Annotated in this window: 16 protein-coding genes; 4 read left to right on the plus strand and 12 right to left on the minus strand. The window is 37.9% G+C overall.

Translation table 11 applies throughout. The features are described from left to right. Window positions 1-324 precede the first annotated feature (324 nt). Window positions 325-2,166 (plus strand): hypothetical protein, encoded by a 1,842-nt coding sequence (locus R8G33_06810; protein ID MDW3095363.1) that lies wholly within the window; start codon window positions 325-327, stop codon window positions 2,164-2,166. Window positions 2,167-2,246: 80 nt separating this feature from the next. Here R8G33_06810 and R8G33_06815 read toward each other — a convergent pair whose 3' ends face one another. The 4 genes from R8G33_06815 to R8G33_06830 form a co-directional block, all read right to left on the minus strand. Further along, complete coding sequence (locus R8G33_06815) at window positions 2,247-2,816, minus strand: hypothetical protein (GenBank protein MDW3095364.1); 570 nt, start codon at window positions 2,814-2,816, stop codon at window positions 2,247-2,249. 66 nt (window positions 2,817-2,882) lie between these two features. Continuing rightward, on the minus strand, window positions 2,883-3,443 hold the full coding sequence (locus R8G33_06820) for an N-acetyltransferase (GenBank protein MDW3095365.1): 561 nt from the start codon (window positions 3,441-3,443) through the stop codon (window positions 2,883-2,885). A 58-nt stretch (window positions 3,444-3,501) separates the two neighbouring features. Further along, window positions 3,502-3,954, minus strand: a complete 453-nt coding sequence (locus tag R8G33_06825) for a TspO/MBR family protein (protein MDW3095366.1) — start codon at window positions 3,952-3,954, stop codon at window positions 3,502-3,504. 62 nt (window positions 3,955-4,016) lie between these two features. Continuing rightward, on the minus strand, window positions 4,017-5,441 hold the full coding sequence (locus R8G33_06830; GenBank protein MDW3095367.1) for a deoxyribodipyrimidine photo-lyase: 1,425 nt from the start codon (window positions 5,439-5,441) through the stop codon (window positions 4,017-4,019). 305 nt (window positions 5,442-5,746) lie between these two features. Between R8G33_06830 and R8G33_06835 the strand changes: the two genes are divergently transcribed. Then, window positions 5,747-6,169, plus strand: coding sequence for a hypothetical protein (locus R8G33_06835; GenBank protein MDW3095368.1), 423 nt, complete (start codon window positions 5,747-5,749; stop codon window positions 6,167-6,169). Window positions 6,170-6,407: 238 nt separating this feature from the next. Here R8G33_06835 and R8G33_06840 read toward each other — a convergent pair whose 3' ends face one another. Further along, window positions 6,408-7,616, minus strand: a complete 1,209-nt coding sequence (locus R8G33_06840) for a cytochrome P450 (protein MDW3095369.1) — start codon at window positions 7,614-7,616, stop codon at window positions 6,408-6,410. 241 nt (window positions 7,617-7,857) lie between these two features. Here R8G33_06840 and R8G33_06845 point away from each other — a divergent pair, with 241 nt between their 5' ends. After that, on the plus strand, window positions 7,858-8,022 hold the full coding sequence (locus tag R8G33_06845) for a hypothetical protein (GenBank protein ID MDW3095370.1): 165 nt from the start codon (window positions 7,858-7,860) through the stop codon (window positions 8,020-8,022). Here the strand turns inward: R8G33_06845 and R8G33_06850 are convergent. The 5 genes from R8G33_06850 to R8G33_06870 form a co-directional block, all read right to left on the minus strand. Beyond that, entirely contained in the window at window positions 8,019-8,600 is a 582-nt protein-coding gene (locus R8G33_06850) for a tetratricopeptide repeat protein (protein MDW3095371.1), read from the minus strand. The two genes, R8G33_06845 and R8G33_06850, sit on opposite strands and share 4 nt — an antisense overlap. Further along, entirely contained in the window at window positions 8,593-8,826 is a 234-nt protein-coding gene (locus R8G33_06855; GenBank protein ID MDW3095372.1) for a hypothetical protein, read from the minus strand. The genes R8G33_06850 and R8G33_06855 overlap by 8 nt, the downstream gene beginning before the upstream one ends. 50 nt (window positions 8,827-8,876) lie before the next feature. Beyond that, window positions 8,877-10,832 (minus strand): sodium:solute symporter, encoded by a 1,956-nt coding sequence (locus tag R8G33_06860; protein ID MDW3095373.1) that lies wholly within the window; start codon window positions 10,830-10,832, stop codon window positions 8,877-8,879. A 228-nt stretch (window positions 10,833-11,060) separates the two neighbouring features. Beyond that, a complete protein-coding gene (locus tag R8G33_06865) occupies window positions 11,061-11,816 on the minus strand; it encodes an amidohydrolase family protein (protein MDW3095374.1) in 756 nt (251 codons plus the stop codon). 129 nt (window positions 11,817-11,945) lie between these two features. Next, window positions 11,946-12,620 (minus strand): haloacid dehalogenase type II, encoded by a 675-nt coding sequence (locus R8G33_06870; GenBank protein MDW3095375.1) that lies wholly within the window; start codon window positions 12,618-12,620, stop codon window positions 11,946-11,948. A 298-nt stretch (window positions 12,621-12,918) separates the two neighbouring features. Between R8G33_06870 and R8G33_06875 the strand changes: the two genes are divergently transcribed. Then, window positions 12,919-14,904 (plus strand): TonB-dependent receptor, encoded by a 1,986-nt coding sequence (locus tag R8G33_06875; protein MDW3095376.1) that lies wholly within the window; start codon window positions 12,919-12,921, stop codon window positions 14,902-14,904. 322 nt (window positions 14,905-15,226) lie between these two features. Here R8G33_06875 and R8G33_06880 read toward each other — a convergent pair whose 3' ends face one another. Together R8G33_06880 and R8G33_06885 are read right to left on the minus strand one after the other, a co-directional pair. Continuing rightward, the gene (locus tag R8G33_06880) at window positions 15,227-15,628 is read right to left on the minus strand and encodes a MerC domain-containing protein (GenBank protein ID MDW3095377.1); all 402 of its coding nucleotides are present in this window, start codon (window positions 15,626-15,628) and stop codon (window positions 15,227-15,229) included. A gap of 165 nt (window positions 15,629-15,793) precedes the next feature. Next, window positions 15,794-15,928 (minus strand): hypothetical protein, encoded by a 135-nt coding sequence (locus tag R8G33_06885; GenBank protein MDW3095378.1) that lies wholly within the window; start codon window positions 15,926-15,928, stop codon window positions 15,794-15,796. Window positions 15,929-16,213 lie beyond the last annotated feature (285 nt).

Below are 16,213 nucleotides of genomic sequence, written 5' to 3' on the forward strand. Positions count from 1 at the left end.
TGCCATTCTGGCTCAACAATTCATCCAACCCCACAACAGATATGCTCGCAAATTGCCAGCTAAAATCCATATCTATCAATTAATTATTTAGTACTTGGCCTTATTTGCTTGGCGGGCATTCGTTAGTTTATAAGCACCCTTTTGTAGGTAAAAAAATACCAATTATCGGTACCTCTGGTTTTCAAGCACTAAAATTACCAAGAATGCATCCCATAATTTTAAATTATTTTTGCGTCGATTAAGAACGCATGAGTCTCACTACAGACTCAGAAAAAATAAGCTTTTATTCGCGGTAACAGCGAAAAAACCATGAGGGGTTAAAAAATGTTGCATGCTATTCGAGTCATTATATTATCTATAGCTTCCTTAGTATTTTTATATGCCTGTGGTGGACAATCATCAGGTGAAAGTACAGGGACTACGACTACAACAGCACCAACAACTGTTGTACCACCTGGAAATGCCGACGCAATAAGTGGTGCTGCTTTTTATGCACAACCTGCTTTAGGTTGTGTTGGCTGTCACGGAGCTGATGGGCAAGGTGGTACATTCCAAGCAATCAATACATTCTCTCCAACTACATGCCCTTCATGTACTGACGTTGCCACATTAGCTGCTGATATCGCTGCAACTATGCCTCCGGGTGCTGCTGCTACTCAATGCTCAGGGAGTACATCAGGTAGCTGTGCACATGATATTGCAGTATTCATGATGGAATCTTGGATTAACACTAGTACGCCTCCAGTCACACCACCAACTCCGGGCATAACTGTTACTCCTTCTGCAAATCCAACAACAGATGAATCAGGTGCTACTACCACCATTCTAGTAAGACTTGATTCAGAACCAACTTTTGATGTGACCATCAATGTCACAAGTAACAATTTAAACGAAGGCACTGTAAATACATCCTCACTTACATTTACCAGCGCTGATTGGAGTGTTGACAAATCCATAGTCGTTACTGGAGTGGATGATGGAAACGTTGATGGAAATGTTGCGTATGCAATCATGATGGGGCCTGCAGTTAGTGCTGATCCAGATTATTCAGGGCTTAGTATTGCTGACGTAACTGTCACAAATAATGATAATGATGTTGCAATACCTGCTGGTATAACTGTTACACCTACAAGTGGTTTAATTACTGACGAGGGTGGACTGACGGCATCATTCCAGGTGTCACTAAATTCCATGCCCACTAGTGATGTCACTATAGCTATCGCTAGTTCAAACACAAATGAAGGTACCGTAGCTCCAGCATCACTGACCTTTACAAACTTAAATTATAATAGCCCTCAAACGGTAACGATTACTGGTATTGATGATGCGAACTTAGATGGACCAGTTAACTATATGGTGACTACAAGCCCAGCTGTTAGTGCTGACCCAGAATATAGTATGCGAGACGCATCTGATGTTTCAGTGGTAAACAATGACAACGAAGTACCACCTCCAGCAGGAATTACTGTAGCGCCAACTAATGGCTTAATTACCACAGAAGCTGGTGGCTCAGATACATTCACCGTGGTTTTACAATCTATGCCTAGTGCGGATGTTACTATTCCCCTTTCAAGCAGTAATACTGCGGAAGGTACAATTGCTCCATCCTCTTTAACCTTTACTAATGTTAACTGGAACATACAACAAACCGTGACTGTCACTGGCCAAGATGATGTTGTTGACGACAATGATGTTCAATACACCATTGTTACAGGAGACCCAACTAGCGGAGACGCAGGCTATGATGCTTTAACTGCGGCAGAGGTAGCAGATGTGACTGTTACAAATACAGATGACGATCTAAGCCAGCTTGAAATTGGCCAGCAACTTTACCGTCAAGTGTTTAACATGAATGACGCAGCAGTTACTGAAAGCTGTGAAACTTGCCATGGCTCTGCGGGACTAGGAAACGATCCTGGTCAAGCAGTATTTGGACAAATGATAACAAGCAAACCTGTTGCTCCGGGAACATGTGGCGACGAATGTGCTAGCGAAGCAGCATTTAGTGCCTATACCGTAACTACAATGCCTACGAATAACTTAACCAGCGGATTTGCTTTACTAAAAGGTTTAGGAGATGGCGAGACAGCCCCTGTAGTGTGCGATCAAACCTGTGCAGATGCAATTGCAGCATACGTGTTTAACAACTTCAGCACTGTTCCATAATAAATTTAATATCATCATTCAAGCAAAAGCCCGCTAATTAGCGGGCTTTTTTATTTTCTATTATCATCATATAACTAAATCTAAAGTAAACCAAGAATTTCTGCGGTCAACCCTAAAATTAGTCCAATCCAAAGCACCGCGCCTAGTATAATAATTAATATATGTTGCCAGTTGTATTTAGAATTGTATATTCCTAAAGGATCACCCTTAAGAGCATTTACATTATCTTGAATCTCTATCAAAGGCAGCACACTTAAATATAGTAGTGCAATCCATATAAAATCAAAATAAATTGGATAATTTCCTGATCCTGCTAATTTAGAAAATATATTAGTTAGAATTATTAACACGACAAATGCAGTAGCAAATAAGCTTAAATTTTTTGAGCCTTGAGTATTCTTGTTTTTCATGCTCTGCCCAATGCGATGTGTTAGGGAATGGGTAAAAAATATTGCAAATATTCCTCTAGCAAGTGGCATTACACTAGGAGCACTATAAATATTCTGGAGCCTCCAATGCTTATAAAACCAATATATACAGTAAAGTCCAAAAGTAAGGAGATACATATTTCTAAGTTTTGAAAGCGAAATAGAAAAGTACGCTGTGTCAGGCGTGTTTTCAGCTATATCTATGTTAGATTCTTCACTCATTATATCTTTGAATTTATATGTCGATAATCAAGATTAGGCAGTAGAAATAAATATATTTGGTTCTCATTACCAATATGCAGAATCATTAAATGCTTCTACACACTGTGGACGCTCATGTATCTTTGGAATCGAACCTTTGACCAAAGACTGTCCCAGCCATCCTATTGGCATCGTAAGCTTCAGCGGGGCTTGAATAACAGTTTCAGATAATGGCTGAAAACCTACTTTAGAGTAAAACGCTGGATCGCCGTATGTAATCACTACAGCTACACCTCTATCTTTTAATTTATTGAGGCCATATTTGATTAGTCCCTTACCCACCCCTTTTCCCTGATAATTTGTGGTAACTGCCACAGGAGCAAGCATGTAAATTAAAATATCTTGTGTAAATTTAAGGTGAGTAAAGAATATCGCACCAATAATTGACTCTTTATCAAATGCCCCAATACAAACTATATCTTCATTATCAATCACTGAAGACAATTCTGATGCAAGATTACCAATGAGCTTCCCTTCAGCATCCCCTTCAGATGATGTGAAGACAGACATAAATAGATTGGTTACTTCATCTTTATTTGTCTCGTTTAGAAACTTATGAATAATGATATCACCCCGAATATAATTAATTTAGCGCTGTAGACTTTCCTGCTTCTCGCTCAAAAAGAAAACATAAATCACATGAGTTTTAATTCAAATTATAAATCGAATAATTAAGAAAAATAGCAAAACCTACCCAACCCAAATATGGAATCATTAGAGCGCCAGCTACTTTATCAATTCTATAAAATAGAAAAGTAGTAAATAAAATTAATGACCATAGAATTATTATATCAATCAAAGCTAAATCCGGTCTTTGAACTCCAAAGAATAAATATGACCACAATATATTAAAGCCAAGCTGTATCAAAAATAACGCTATGGGCAAGCTTGTAACTTTTTGTTGTTTTTGACTAACGCGCCATGCTGCTATACCCATAAGCACAAACAAAATATTCCAAACGATGGGAAAAACGATATTTGGTGGAGTCAACGAAGATTTCTGAAGTGAAATATACCATTCCCCTGGACCAAACAGAGAACCTATAATTCCAGCCAACATACATAGTACAATCCAGAGTATTAAATTTAACTTACTCATATTCATCATATTGCTCGTTATTGAAAATAATTTAATTCTTATTTCAACTAAATATTAATCTCTCATTGAGACGTAGATTGTAATGATTTATATGCATCTAATGCACGAATGCGAGAATTTTTTAAATCAACAATAGGAGCAGGATATGTTTCTCCAATGATTACTCCGGCCTTCTGCAAAACATCATCAGGCGCTTCCCACGGGTTAAATAAATATTTATTAGGCAAGTTTGCAAGTTCGGGTACAAACTGTCGTGTATATTCGCCTGAAGAGTCAAATTTTTGCCCCTGCGTGCTTGGATTAAATACACGAAAATAGGGTGCAGCATCTGCTCCGCAACCCGCTATCCACTGCCAACTTGCACTATTATTTGCAAGATCAGCATCAACCAAGCAGTTCCAAAACCATCGTTCTCCATGATGCCAATGCAATAATAAATTTTTTACCAAGAATGAACCAACAATCATACGCACACGATTATGCATATATCCGGTTTGCCAGAGCTGCCGCATACCCGCATCAACCAATGGATAGCCTGTTTGACCTCTTTGCCAACTTTGCAAATATTCCTTATTTTCCAACCAAGGAAATTGATCGAACTTTTTTTGTAAATTTTTTCGAGGTAAATCAGGAAAATGGTATAAAAGATTATGCGAAAACTCCCGCCATCCTAACTCTCTTAGAAAGTGGGCCTGATCGTCACTGTCTTCAATAGATTTTGCAACATACCAAATCTGAACGGGAGAGATTTCTCCAAAATGAAGATGCGGGGAAAGCCGTGATACGCTTTTTAAAGCTGGATAATCACGGCCTGTTTTATAATTAGCCAGATCATTATCTATAAACTCATGTAATCGATCTTGAGCACCAGCCTCACCAATATTCCAATGCGGCTCTAATTTTTGATCCCACCGAACTTCAGGCAAAAGATTCAAATCAACTACTGAGGATTTTTTTAACTCACTATCAAGCAATTTTAATTTCAATGGCTTTTGTTTTGGTATTCTTGGAGGCGCACCCTTTAAACATCCATTTTTATAATACGGAGTAAATACTTTATAGGGAGTCCCATCTGCTTTCAGGTTCTCCCATGGCTCCCAAAGAAGTGAAGCGTTAAAGCTTTGGGATAGTGTATTATGAGTTTTTAGTACTTTTTTTATATGAGCATCACGAGTAGTGCGCCAAGGCTCGTAACATCTGTTCCAGTAGACTGCTTTAATATTATGCTCTTCGATTAAATCGATAAGAATTTTTTTTGGATCTCCTCTAAAAACAGATAATTTTCCATTTAGAGATTTATTTAGCGCTATTAAGGAATGATGTAACCACCAACGACTTGCATCCCCCATATTATGTTCAGCTGAATTTTTTTCATCCAGGATATAAATAGGTAAGACCACACCCTGCTCTGCCGCCTCAAATAAAGATGGATTATCTGCGATTCGTAGATCCTGCCTGAACCAGTGAATGATGATGTTAGTGCTCAATATGATCCAACAAAGATGTTTTTTATTGAAGGAATAAAAGCTGTTAAAGATTCAACTTCTGCTAAAGATGTGCTAATACAAGAAAATCTTAGAACTTTTCCAAGCACTTCACAACTTAGGGTACAGTACATAAACTTATTATTGATAATAAACTAATAAAAGATGACCTTTCCCCCAATAAGCGACTACATGGATTAGACGAATTAATTTGATTTCAATATGAGTAAAAAGCAACTTGCGATAATAAATATAATTATTTTATAGCTTTCAAAAAGATTTATTTTTAACAAAGCTTGAGGTTAGCCATGAATGATGAGACTAAAGTAATTAAAATTATAAACACCGAGACACTAGCATTTGATACTCAAGATGCTGAACTTTTCTTGAGTATATTGCACCCAGATATGGTTTGGCCTTGGCCACCAAATGTTGATGCACATAACCCTTTAGAGTGGGTATTGCCTTGGGGTCGATACAACGAAAGACGTTGGCGAGGTTATTTAGATAAGTTTTTTGACAAATATGACCTAATACACAATATCAGACAGACGAGGAAAATTGAGATTTCAAAAGAAAGGGATGGTGCATTTGCTGTCGTAGACGTTGATACATTATGGAAAACAAAATCTGGAGATGAATTACACTGGCATGGTCGTGCATGTAAAATATATACGACTTCCGATTCAAGATGGTTGATGATTTCTCAAACAGGGTTATTGAAATATTAAATGACCCCACCTCAAAGTAGCGGGGTCATTTTGTTAGCATGTATATGAAGACAATTTCTAACATATTATCAATAGCAATATACATTCCAATCTCCACAGTCTATAAAATTCAATGACTTAATTAATAGGCGTATCCAAAAAGAAAAATTATGTGCAATATGAAACATCTATTTGACACAAAGTTACTCTTATTGCAGAGTTTACATTAACAATATTTGAGTATGCTTTAAGAATTTAACTAGTGTAATTTTACAGGTAGAGAATCCATCCCTCTAAGCATATGTCCTGGAAGCCAATTTGTACTAGTGTTTGTTAAACTAATGTCAGGGAAACGCTGAAATAACAAATTAATTGCAATACTACTTTCCAACTTAGCCAGATGTTTTCCTAAGCACGCATGAATTCCTCCCCCAAATGATAAATAAACGTTATCCTCTCTCATAATATTAAATTCATCAGGCGATTTAAATTGCTCTGGATCATGATTTGCTGACCCTAGCAACATACGAATATTAGACCCTTTAGGTATTATAGTTTCACCGATCATAATTTTCTCTTTAGCCACTCTTGCCGTTACTTGAAATGGACTTTCATAACGTAGTGTTTCCTCAATAGCAGATGAAATTAGTTCTGGCTTTTGTTTTACACAATCAAACTGTGAGGGATGAGAAATTAATGCGTTGGTACAGTTGCCAATTAAGTGTGCTGTTGAGATATTTCCGGCTACAAAAAACAAGCTGTTTGCGAGTAGCTCAATATCAGAGATAGTTTTAGAGTCGTATCTGGCTAGTGCTAATGATGAAATTATGTCGTCACATGGGTTATCTCGCCGCTTTTTAACAATAGGATTAATATAAGTCTGAAATTCGGCGACTAATTGCTTGATGCTCCCAAGGCCTCCTGTCATTTGGGACGCATCCAATAGCGTTCCAAAATGTTTTGCCCATCGCGCCATCTTTGCATGGTCTGTAACAGGCAATCCGATTATCTTTGCAATAACCATGAATGACAATGGTTCTGCAAAATCTTTAATTAAATCTACAGATTTTAACTGGCTGCAATTATCTAGTAAAAAATTAGCTGTTGTCGAAATGTCTTCTATCAATTGCTCTTTGGGGTATCGGCGCAAAGGTTTATTCAGTACTGAGCGAATTACGGAATGACGAGGGTCGTCAGTATTTAAAATCACATTAGACGCACGAATTAAGTATGCTAATTTCAAGTTACCCTTTCTTATCAGTGAAAATAATAGCCTCTTAGATGTAGCACTTGCTCCTAGCCGAGCATCTTTTAAAGCAGGTTTAATGTCATGGTATTTAAATAAACTATAGCTGGTACCGTTAAGGCTATGCTGTTCTAGCACTGGGCTATTCTCACGAAAATCTTTATATATATGATAAAGATTATTTGCATATTCAGAATTATTTGAATCGGGTAATTTATTCATAGCAATACATTATCAATAAGAATATGTCATCTATAACTTCAATTACATGAGTCGAATTCCAAACACAATCACGAGACTACACATGACTCGATAGTAATTATTTAAAGCTTTTATTTATAAGAATTTATTTTTAATCAAAATCAACAGATAAAAAATGCTAAAACAGTGATTCAAATTATATCCATTCGGAATTATAATACATCACTTTCAAAGCATTTTTTTGTTTTAACTAAAATTATTTATGTTTGACTGGATATTTCTCATTGTAACGGCAGCCATAGCTTTTCATGGTCTTACATTTCGCGATAAAGATGGAAATTCAAATTTTGTTCACTTGTTATTTGGCTGTATCTCGTTACTATTTTTTATGCGTGTACTTTTTGTTGACGTGCTTAATTTAATTTAGCTCTTATAAGGTTGTTGCAATTCATCTAATTCTGGTACATTTAATAACTGTTCATCCTGAGTCTTGAGTAACTCATTTTGCAAATAAATCAATCTGTCATGAACATTTGGCGGCCTTTCAATTTGGTTGCGTAAAAATCTTGTGATCCAAGACGGACCCTCCACTATTTTTTTGTCTAACTCAATAGCTTTCTTATAATCCTTGATTGCATTTTCATAGCGGCCCAATCTGTCATATAAAATTCCTCGATTCGCGTAACTGGCTGCAAATTCAGGATCTTTTTGAATTACCTCATCAAAGATCACAAGAGAGTCCTCATACATATCGAGCTGCATCAATGATCTTGCCAAACCTCTTTTCGCATGTATAAAGTCTGGATTGACCGAAAGGCAAGCCAGGTAGGATAATTTTGCTTTATCATAATGACCATCTTCAAAGTATTTATTCGCAGAGTGATAGTCATGCTCGCCTGGTATAGTTTGACGAAGTGCGCCATCGTAAAGTGACCATGCGATCACAATGGCTCCCAGCACAAAAGCACCAGTCACTAATAACCTATATTGACTAGATTTAGCCACGAGGATTGATGCCCAGGCTGATATTAAATAAGCATGAAAATATCAGCACGACTATTACTGCTATTAGTCTTGCTCTTTGATATTGACCTTGAATTTCATCTTCAGTTAGCTTTGATGCAGTTTTTTTTTCTAAACGCCTAATGCTAAAGACCAAAATCAACTTGCTCGTTGGGAAAAATAATAAAAACGCAAGCAATAAGACAGAAAACAAAAAATATAAATTCATACAAAACTAACTCGCGTTAGCCACAAATAACTAATAGATATATTTAGCGATCAGGATTTATTATTTTCACCAATATCTTGGTCTCCAATATCATCATACAACACTTCAACCTGTTTATCTGGGACGGTAGACATTCCCATTTTATATGCAAGGAACCACATCATGAATACTCCAACTGCCCACCACAACAACTGCCAAGCCCAAATAGAAGGCATACCAAAAATCCATGTATTAGCATCATTAGGATTTCCAAAAATAGTATTTCCAATAACTGCACCCGGGCCAATTGCGAAACAGAACCACACAATAGTGATGATCCATGCAATAGGTTTTAAATTTTTCCTTTTCTCTGTCGCAATTTTTGTATGCTCTCTTAAAAAATTGTGGAACGTCATTTTGTGTTTAGTATCTTCGGCATTTTGTGTGAAGTATGAAATTAAAATTGCGAAGCCTAGGTTAAAAAATATTCCCCAACCTGCAGAGTGGATTGTTAGCGGCCATCTTCCCCAAGGCATATATTGAGAACCAATGCTTTCAGTTAATGTGACTGCAATTAATCCTGCTATTAACCCTATAACAACTCCTTGTCTTGTTAACCACGGCCACCAGCATACCGCAATTAAAGCTGGCCACATCTGAAAACCATAGGCAACAGCAAGACCGCCCAATAGTACAAGCGCATCACTACTGGTTGTTGCAACGATTAGTGCTGCTAAAACAATGAGTACAACACCAATTCTTCCCCAGAAAATCTGTTGTGAGTGCGTTGCATTATGCATGACATAGCGTTTTAAAATATCTCTGGTAAGCATTCCGCCGGCAGTTGACATATATGCGGCACCCGTTGACTGCATTGCAGCTAAAGCGCACACGGCTAAGAAGCCTACAAACCAAGGTACGGTATCGCCGAGTAAATGGATTAGCTGAGGAACCAACATACCTTGTTTACCTGTAGATTCCATCAGATCTTTCCCTTGCAGACCCGCAGCCATGACATTATTAACTAGTTCAGGATGAGCTTCTAAGAATTTTAAATCACCACCAAGGAAGTGGCCGCCTAATCCCTGAAATGCGGTAAACACCATCATGATGAGACCGATTCCAAACGAAGATGCCCACACCTGTTGTGGCGCGAATGGTTTGGGGTCATTGTTTGAAAACGCCCACATAGAAAATGCTGGAGCAGACTGAATGCCCATCAATGCAAACATATAGGTCAAAATCATAATGCCAGTCCAGGCACCGCCGGTTGCGGAAGGACCATTGCTTACAAATTGAATAATGCCAGGGATCGCAATGTAATGACTATAACCATCCGGTGTTCGTTTATCATCAATCGTTGCAAGAGCGGCTATACCTTCGTTTAATCTTTCAAATCCCCCAACATAATTTAACGCAATCATTCCAACTGCAACAATACCTAATGCTAGCAAGATCGCCTGAAGTGTATCGACATAAGCAACGGCTCTTAACCCACCTGAAGCGACATAGATAATGACTACTATAGACAACATCCACATACCTGTATTTACACCAAGTAAACCATCAGTCAAGACATTAAATAAGAATCCAGATGCGCGAAGTTGAACGCCTAAATACGGAATAGAAAAAACTAGAGCAACAAGTACAACAAGCAAGCGAATAGAGTCAGATTTAAAATAAGTTGACAACATTTCTCCTGGTGTCACAAATCCAAAACGCTTACCCAGTATCCATTGCCGCTTCAAGAACATGACGCCAGTGAATGGAATTGTTATGGCGTAAAAAGATGCATACGCATATTGGAAACCATCACGATATAGCAATCCTGGATGACCCATAAATGTCCATCCAGAAAATGAGGTGGCTGTAGCAGCTAATACAAATACCCAGAGAGATATGCCGCGGCCTGCAAGGAAGTAATCACTTGCTGTTTTGGCCGAACGTGCTCCTTTGACGCCCCAATAGATGCAGTATGACCAATACAAAAATACAAATACAAAAAGCCAAATGACCTTAGCTTCCATGACTCCCCCCATTTCTTCTAATAATTATTTTTATGTGGCATGCATTTAGAAAGCATTTTTGCCACATTTTAGTGCATTATGTTGGGTAAGCAAGACTTTTTCTATCATCTTTCTAGAAAGATTTGCTCAGATATTGAAAATTCTACAGCCTATTAAGTGGCTCTGACCCATAGAATTTGCATACCAGCCCCATACTCAATTGGAGAAAATTCAAGAAAATACAAATAATCAGCGTTCAACCGTTTGCAAATAAAACTCTAACGCATTTTTATACAGAATTTTATTTACTTGTTCTGGTTCAAAACTATCAAAAATAAGCTGGATATCACGCGTGCTAAAGGACCTTGGTGAGCGTGTAGAGGGAAGATCCGTTCCAAACATAACTGATTGCGGATTAGCCGAATATAATTCGTACAGAGCAGTTATGACATCAAAATCAACTCGGCCAAAACCTGAAGCTTTCACACGTATACCTTTCTCAGCAAGTTTAACCAGTGTGCTAAAACCATCTTTAGTCAAACCGAGATGATCAATACTAATTGCAGGAAGAGCCACAAGAGTCTTATATATGTCATCAAGCTCTTTAGAGTCTACGTATAATTCTACATGCCATCCTGCAAATTCATGCACCCTTCTTGCCATACTATCCAGATGCCGAAGTTCTTCTGACCCACCGCGTTTAAGATTAAATCTAACGGCGCGAACGCCACTTTTGTTGAGTGAATGCAATTCATTATCTGAAACCGAATTTGGCAACTGGGTTACGCCTACAAATGATGGGCCTAGCTTCTTTAACGTATCTACTAAGTAGGACTGATCGAAAGCTTGGAAAGAACCAGAGACAACTGCTCCGCCGCACCGCGACCATCCACTCATGCGATTTAAATAATCAGTAACTGTAAATTCTTCTGGGAGATAACCATCATTAGCAACAACAGGAAATCGTTTGTCGACAATGTGGAAGTGTGCATCAAAGAGTTTGATGTTCTGAATAATTTATCCTTACGTGTGTGCTTCAGTTATCGGTTCAACAGCGGCCACTCAACACCATACCCAGAAATATAAATTAGTAGAGTTATTATTATAGAGTGGTGCTTTTACTATCTGCGGAAGCTAATTGTTTGCCAATTTATCATATAGCTCTGACAGATTATTTACTGTTAACGTCGGTTCAATTCCCCAAGGATCAAAAATTACACTTTTTGAACGCTTCACCCATACAGCTTTCATACCTGCAGATATTGCACCGATGATATCAAATGGATTACTTGAAATTAACCAAGCATCACTGCCATTAGCCTCAGACTCTCGTAAAAAATGGCTATATACAGCAGGATTTGGCTTGAATGATTTCACATCATCAACACTAACGACACCTTGAAAATAACCTCTGATTTCCGCTGAAACCAGCAAACCTTCAACGACATTTGCGGTACCGTTTGAGAATGCAAACATACGATAATCATTTGTTTTTAATTTTTTCAGACCATCATCTACGTCTTTGAATGCCGGGAGGGAACGGTAACTTGCAAGTAAAATTTCCTTTTGGACATTTGTCAGATCTGTTTCATACAACGTGCATGTGTAATCAAGAGCATTACTTATACAAACAGAAAATGACTCATAATTTTGCATTAAACCTCTGCGAAAGGAATATTCTAATTGTTTTTCACGCCAAGTCTGAGAGAAATTCTCAGCTTTGTCGCCAATCAAAGTCTGTAGCGCATAAATTACTCCATGGGTATCAATTAGTGTCCCATATACATCAAAAGCGAGTGTAGTAGGCATTAATTTCCCCTTAGATGTAATGCTAATAGTTAAACCACCGAACTCACGTTAAGCGTGGGTTCGAATTGAGTTATTAATTATATGGTAACGCTTATTCATGCATGAACAGTATGTTTATTTACAACATAGCCAAAAAAATTTAGTAAGTAGAGGCCTGATTTCACAATAATTATGTATCTCTATTATCGGGCATTAGCAGACATCAGCGTTTGACTCCTAGACAATAATGTAATGTTATAGTATAACATCATGCGCATGTTTACCGAATAATAAAATCCAATATCTAGGGAGCTATCAGATGCACTTTTTCAGTGTTGTTATATTAACTGTTTTAATTTTATCGAATAATGCTTTATTAGCTGATGAAAAGCTAAGATCTATCAAGGTGCATTCCACTGTCTTGCATGCTCAATCAGTTGACGTTATTTCAGATGAAGAACTGGAAAGAAAATTATCTAACTCTATAGGTGAAACTATAAAGAATGAGTTAGGTGTTTCTTCTACATATTTTGGTCCCGGTGCAAGCCGCCCGATTATTCGAGGACTTGGCAGTAACCGTGTACGAGTCATGGAGAATGGTATAGATACGCTGGATGTTTCAAGCGCAAGTGAAGACCATGCGGTCACGATTGATCCCTACACTGCGGATCAAATCGAAATACTCCGCGGTCCAGCGACATTGCGTTATGGTCCCGGCGCGATTGGTGGAATCGTCAATATAACTAACCAACGTATTCCAACACGAAACGATATTGAACCACTCGAATTAAAAGCCACCGTTGAACATGCCACTGTGTCTGACGGCAACACGGCTGCAATTCAACTTATGGGCTCGCAAAATGCATTTAACTGGTATTTAGACGGACTTACGCGAGAAACAAATGATTACGATATTGATGGCTTCGCAAACGAAGATGAACCTGAAGACAAAGGTCGTCTAAGTAATAGTGACCTTGAAACAGATCAATATGCGATAGGAGGTAGCTACCTCACTGAAGAATTTCTTGCGGGTCTTGCTTTTAGCCGTTTTGATACAGAGTATGGTATCCCGGGCGCAGAAGAAGGAGATGTACGTATTGATCTCAAACAATATCGTTATGAAAGTCTATTTGAGTTATACGATCTAAGCGATGCCATAGAATCTATTTCACTTCGCTCAACGTACAATAATTATCGTCATTTCGAGATTTTAGAAGGTGATGTGGAAACCACCTTCGACAATGAAGAGTTTGAAACTAGACTTGAGGTTGTCAATGTCGTTAACACACGCTGGGATAATATTTTTGGTGTTCAATATAATGACCGAGAGTTCTCCGCCGTAGGAGAAGAAGCATTCGTTCAACCTGTAGATGAAAAACGCTATGGGATATTTGGCATCTCACATTACCATACAGACATGTGGGATTTTGAAGGTGGCTTACGTTTTGATAGAGATGAATTTGAACCTGAAAATGGTGAAGATGAAGAGTTTGATGTCTTGTCAGTGTCACTTGCTGCCACACGATTCTTTGATAACAATGTCGAGTTAAGTGTATTGGCAAGTCGTGCAGAGCGCGCACCACAAGAAACTGCGCTTTATGCAGATGGCCCTCATTTAGCCACATTGACATTTGAAACCGGCTCGACAGATATTGATATAGAAACATCAAATAGTCTAGAGATCGGATTAGCTCAACAAGGTGAGCGCACAGGATGGAAAGTGAATGCGTATTACAACCAAATTGATGACTACATCTTCTTAGCAAGTGAAGATGCTAATAACGACGGTATTGCTGACCGTGCTGACGAAGATGGAATGTTCGATTTAAATGGAGAATTACTCACTCTCAATTACGATAATGAAGATGCCACATTCTATGGAATTGAAGCCGAACTCACACATCAACTTATTCAGACTGACACTTACACACTAGATGGACGAGTATTTGGGGACTATGTTCGTGCAGAATTCGATGATAATGATCTAGGTGATGTGCCGCGTATCACACCGTTACGTTTTGGTGCTGGCGCAGTGTTCTCTTACGATACATGGCAAGCTGGTGTTGACGTCATAATTACTTCCGACTCCAGCAATGAAGCAGATTTAGAAACTGATACAGATGGGTACACCATGCTAAATGCAAATTTAAATAAAACATTATATGCAGGTGACTCAGATTTTAACCTTTACGTTAAAGCTGAAAATTTACTAGATGAAGATGCTCGACAACATACTTCTTTTCAAAAAGACCGTGCAGTGTTGCCAGGTAGAAATATGATCTTTGGTGTGACATTTGACTATTAAATAATAATCTCAGTAGCGAATAAGATAGTAGCGAGATCAGAACTATAAATATCTGTAATAAGTAACTGTTTGAGGTAAAAATGAGTTAAGGGTAACCCAGCATACTGGATACACTTAAGGCATTTTTATCTCAATGCGTAGTACATTTATCAAGATTGTTAGCTCCAATATTTGGGAGCATCCGAAGTAATACAGCGCGTATCTGATGTAATCATAACAATTGTAAGTCTTCCCGGGCTAGATAAAGAGCGCGCCATTCACTTCTGGCTTATGAACACGCTTACTCGAGTTAAATAATCACTTAGAGATAAGGCTATTTTACTTAAGTTTCACAATTTACACGCCGGCAAAGCTTGTAATTCAGCATGTGTCCCAAAGCAATTACACTTACACCAATAAGAGTAGCAATACGTTCTCTATCATGACCAAGTACATCATGCCCATATACTGCTGTAAAGATTAATATGCTTATACCAATCAAACCAAGAATTGCTACCAACCAACTTTTATGTTGTTTGCACCCCATAGTTAACGCAACCAGACTCAATGGAATAACTAAGAACAGCAACCATTTATGAAAAGATTCCTGTCCAAAAATTGTTGTACCTAAAGCCGGGAATAAACTCAATGCAATTGGTAAAAAAAGGCAATGAATGGCACAAAGTGCAGAAGTTGAAACCGCAAACTTATCAAATATAAAAGAGTGTCTTGTAAGATTAATCATAGCAGAATGAAAAGTGTGTAATGTTATATTGTAACACTTATTAAACTGATTGCTATGTATATTAATTCTTGTTTAATAACGTCAAATTCTCGCTATGAAAGCCAAGTACAAATGAAGACTAAAGCTCAAGAATAGGCAAAAGAAAATGAATGAGAGTGAAGTTAACTATGCGTCTTTGGCATCTCTGTATTCTGGCTTGCATTCAAAGGTGGCCGTCATTTCATCGTTAGTCCAATTCTTCTGCCACTCCATACCAAGCTCCATACAAACATCATGATTACGTATACCAGATATACTCATTACTCCATACGTCAGAGGATTGAGGTCGCTATACGATTGAACAAATAGATGCCAACTGATGATTGTTGCTGCTGCTAAATTCATACTCTATTCTCCTTGGTATCTATTACTTAAATGTTATCCACATTATTCATAAAAGTACAAGCATTATCGATCATCTTTTTTTAACATCTAATTAACAATACTTTGCATGACCATTGTTGATAAATTAAAGAAATGCCAAAAATCTGATGATTTGATTAGCCCTCATTTATTTCTATTTCATTCATACACAACTTCTGCAAA

It is taken from the genome of Gammaproteobacteria bacterium, from assembly GCA_033344735.1.
Classification (GTDB): Bacteria; Pseudomonadota; Gammaproteobacteria; order UBA4575; family UBA4575; genus UBA1858.

Excerpts from the sequence above, each read along its gene's own strand:
- R8G33_06810 (MDW3095363.1), top strand. The coding sequence starts at position 325 with ATGTTGCATGCTATTCGAGTCATTATATTATCTATAGCTTCCTTAGTA.
- R8G33_06815 (MDW3095364.1), bottom strand. The coding sequence starts at position 2,816 with ATGAGTGAAGAATCTAACATAGATATAGCTGAAAACACGCCTGACACA.
- R8G33_06825 (MDW3095366.1), bottom strand. The coding sequence starts at position 3,954 with ATGAGTAAGTTAAATTTAATACTCTGGATTGTACTATGTATGTTGGCT.
- R8G33_06835 (MDW3095368.1), top strand. The coding sequence starts at position 5,747 with ATGAATGATGAGACTAAAGTAATTAAAATTATAAACACCGAGACACTA.
- R8G33_06840 (MDW3095369.1), bottom strand. The coding sequence starts at position 7,616 with ATGAATAAATTACCCGATTCAAATAATTCTGAATATGCAAATAATCTT.
- R8G33_06845 (MDW3095370.1), top strand. The coding sequence starts at position 7,858 with ATGTTTGACTGGATATTTCTCATTGTAACGGCAGCCATAGCTTTTCAT.
- R8G33_06855 (MDW3095372.1), bottom strand. The coding sequence starts at position 8,826 with ATGAATTTATATTTTTTGTTTTCTGTCTTATTGCTTGCGTTTTTATTA.
- R8G33_06860 (MDW3095373.1), bottom strand. The coding sequence starts at position 10,832 with ATGGAAGCTAAGGTCATTTGGCTTTTTGTATTTGTATTTTTGTATTGG.
- R8G33_06870 (MDW3095375.1), bottom strand. The coding sequence starts at position 12,620 with ATGCCTACTACACTCGCTTTTGATGTATATGGGACACTAATTGATACC.
- R8G33_06875 (MDW3095376.1), top strand. The coding sequence starts at position 12,919 with ATGCACTTTTTCAGTGTTGTTATATTAACTGTTTTAATTTTATCGAAT.
- R8G33_06880 (MDW3095377.1), bottom strand. The coding sequence starts at position 15,628 with ATGATTAATCTTACAAGACACTCTTTTATATTTGATAAGTTTGCGGTT.
- R8G33_06885 (MDW3095378.1), bottom strand. The coding sequence starts at position 15,928 with ATGAGTATATCTGGTATACGTAATCATGATGTTTGTATGGAGCTTGGT.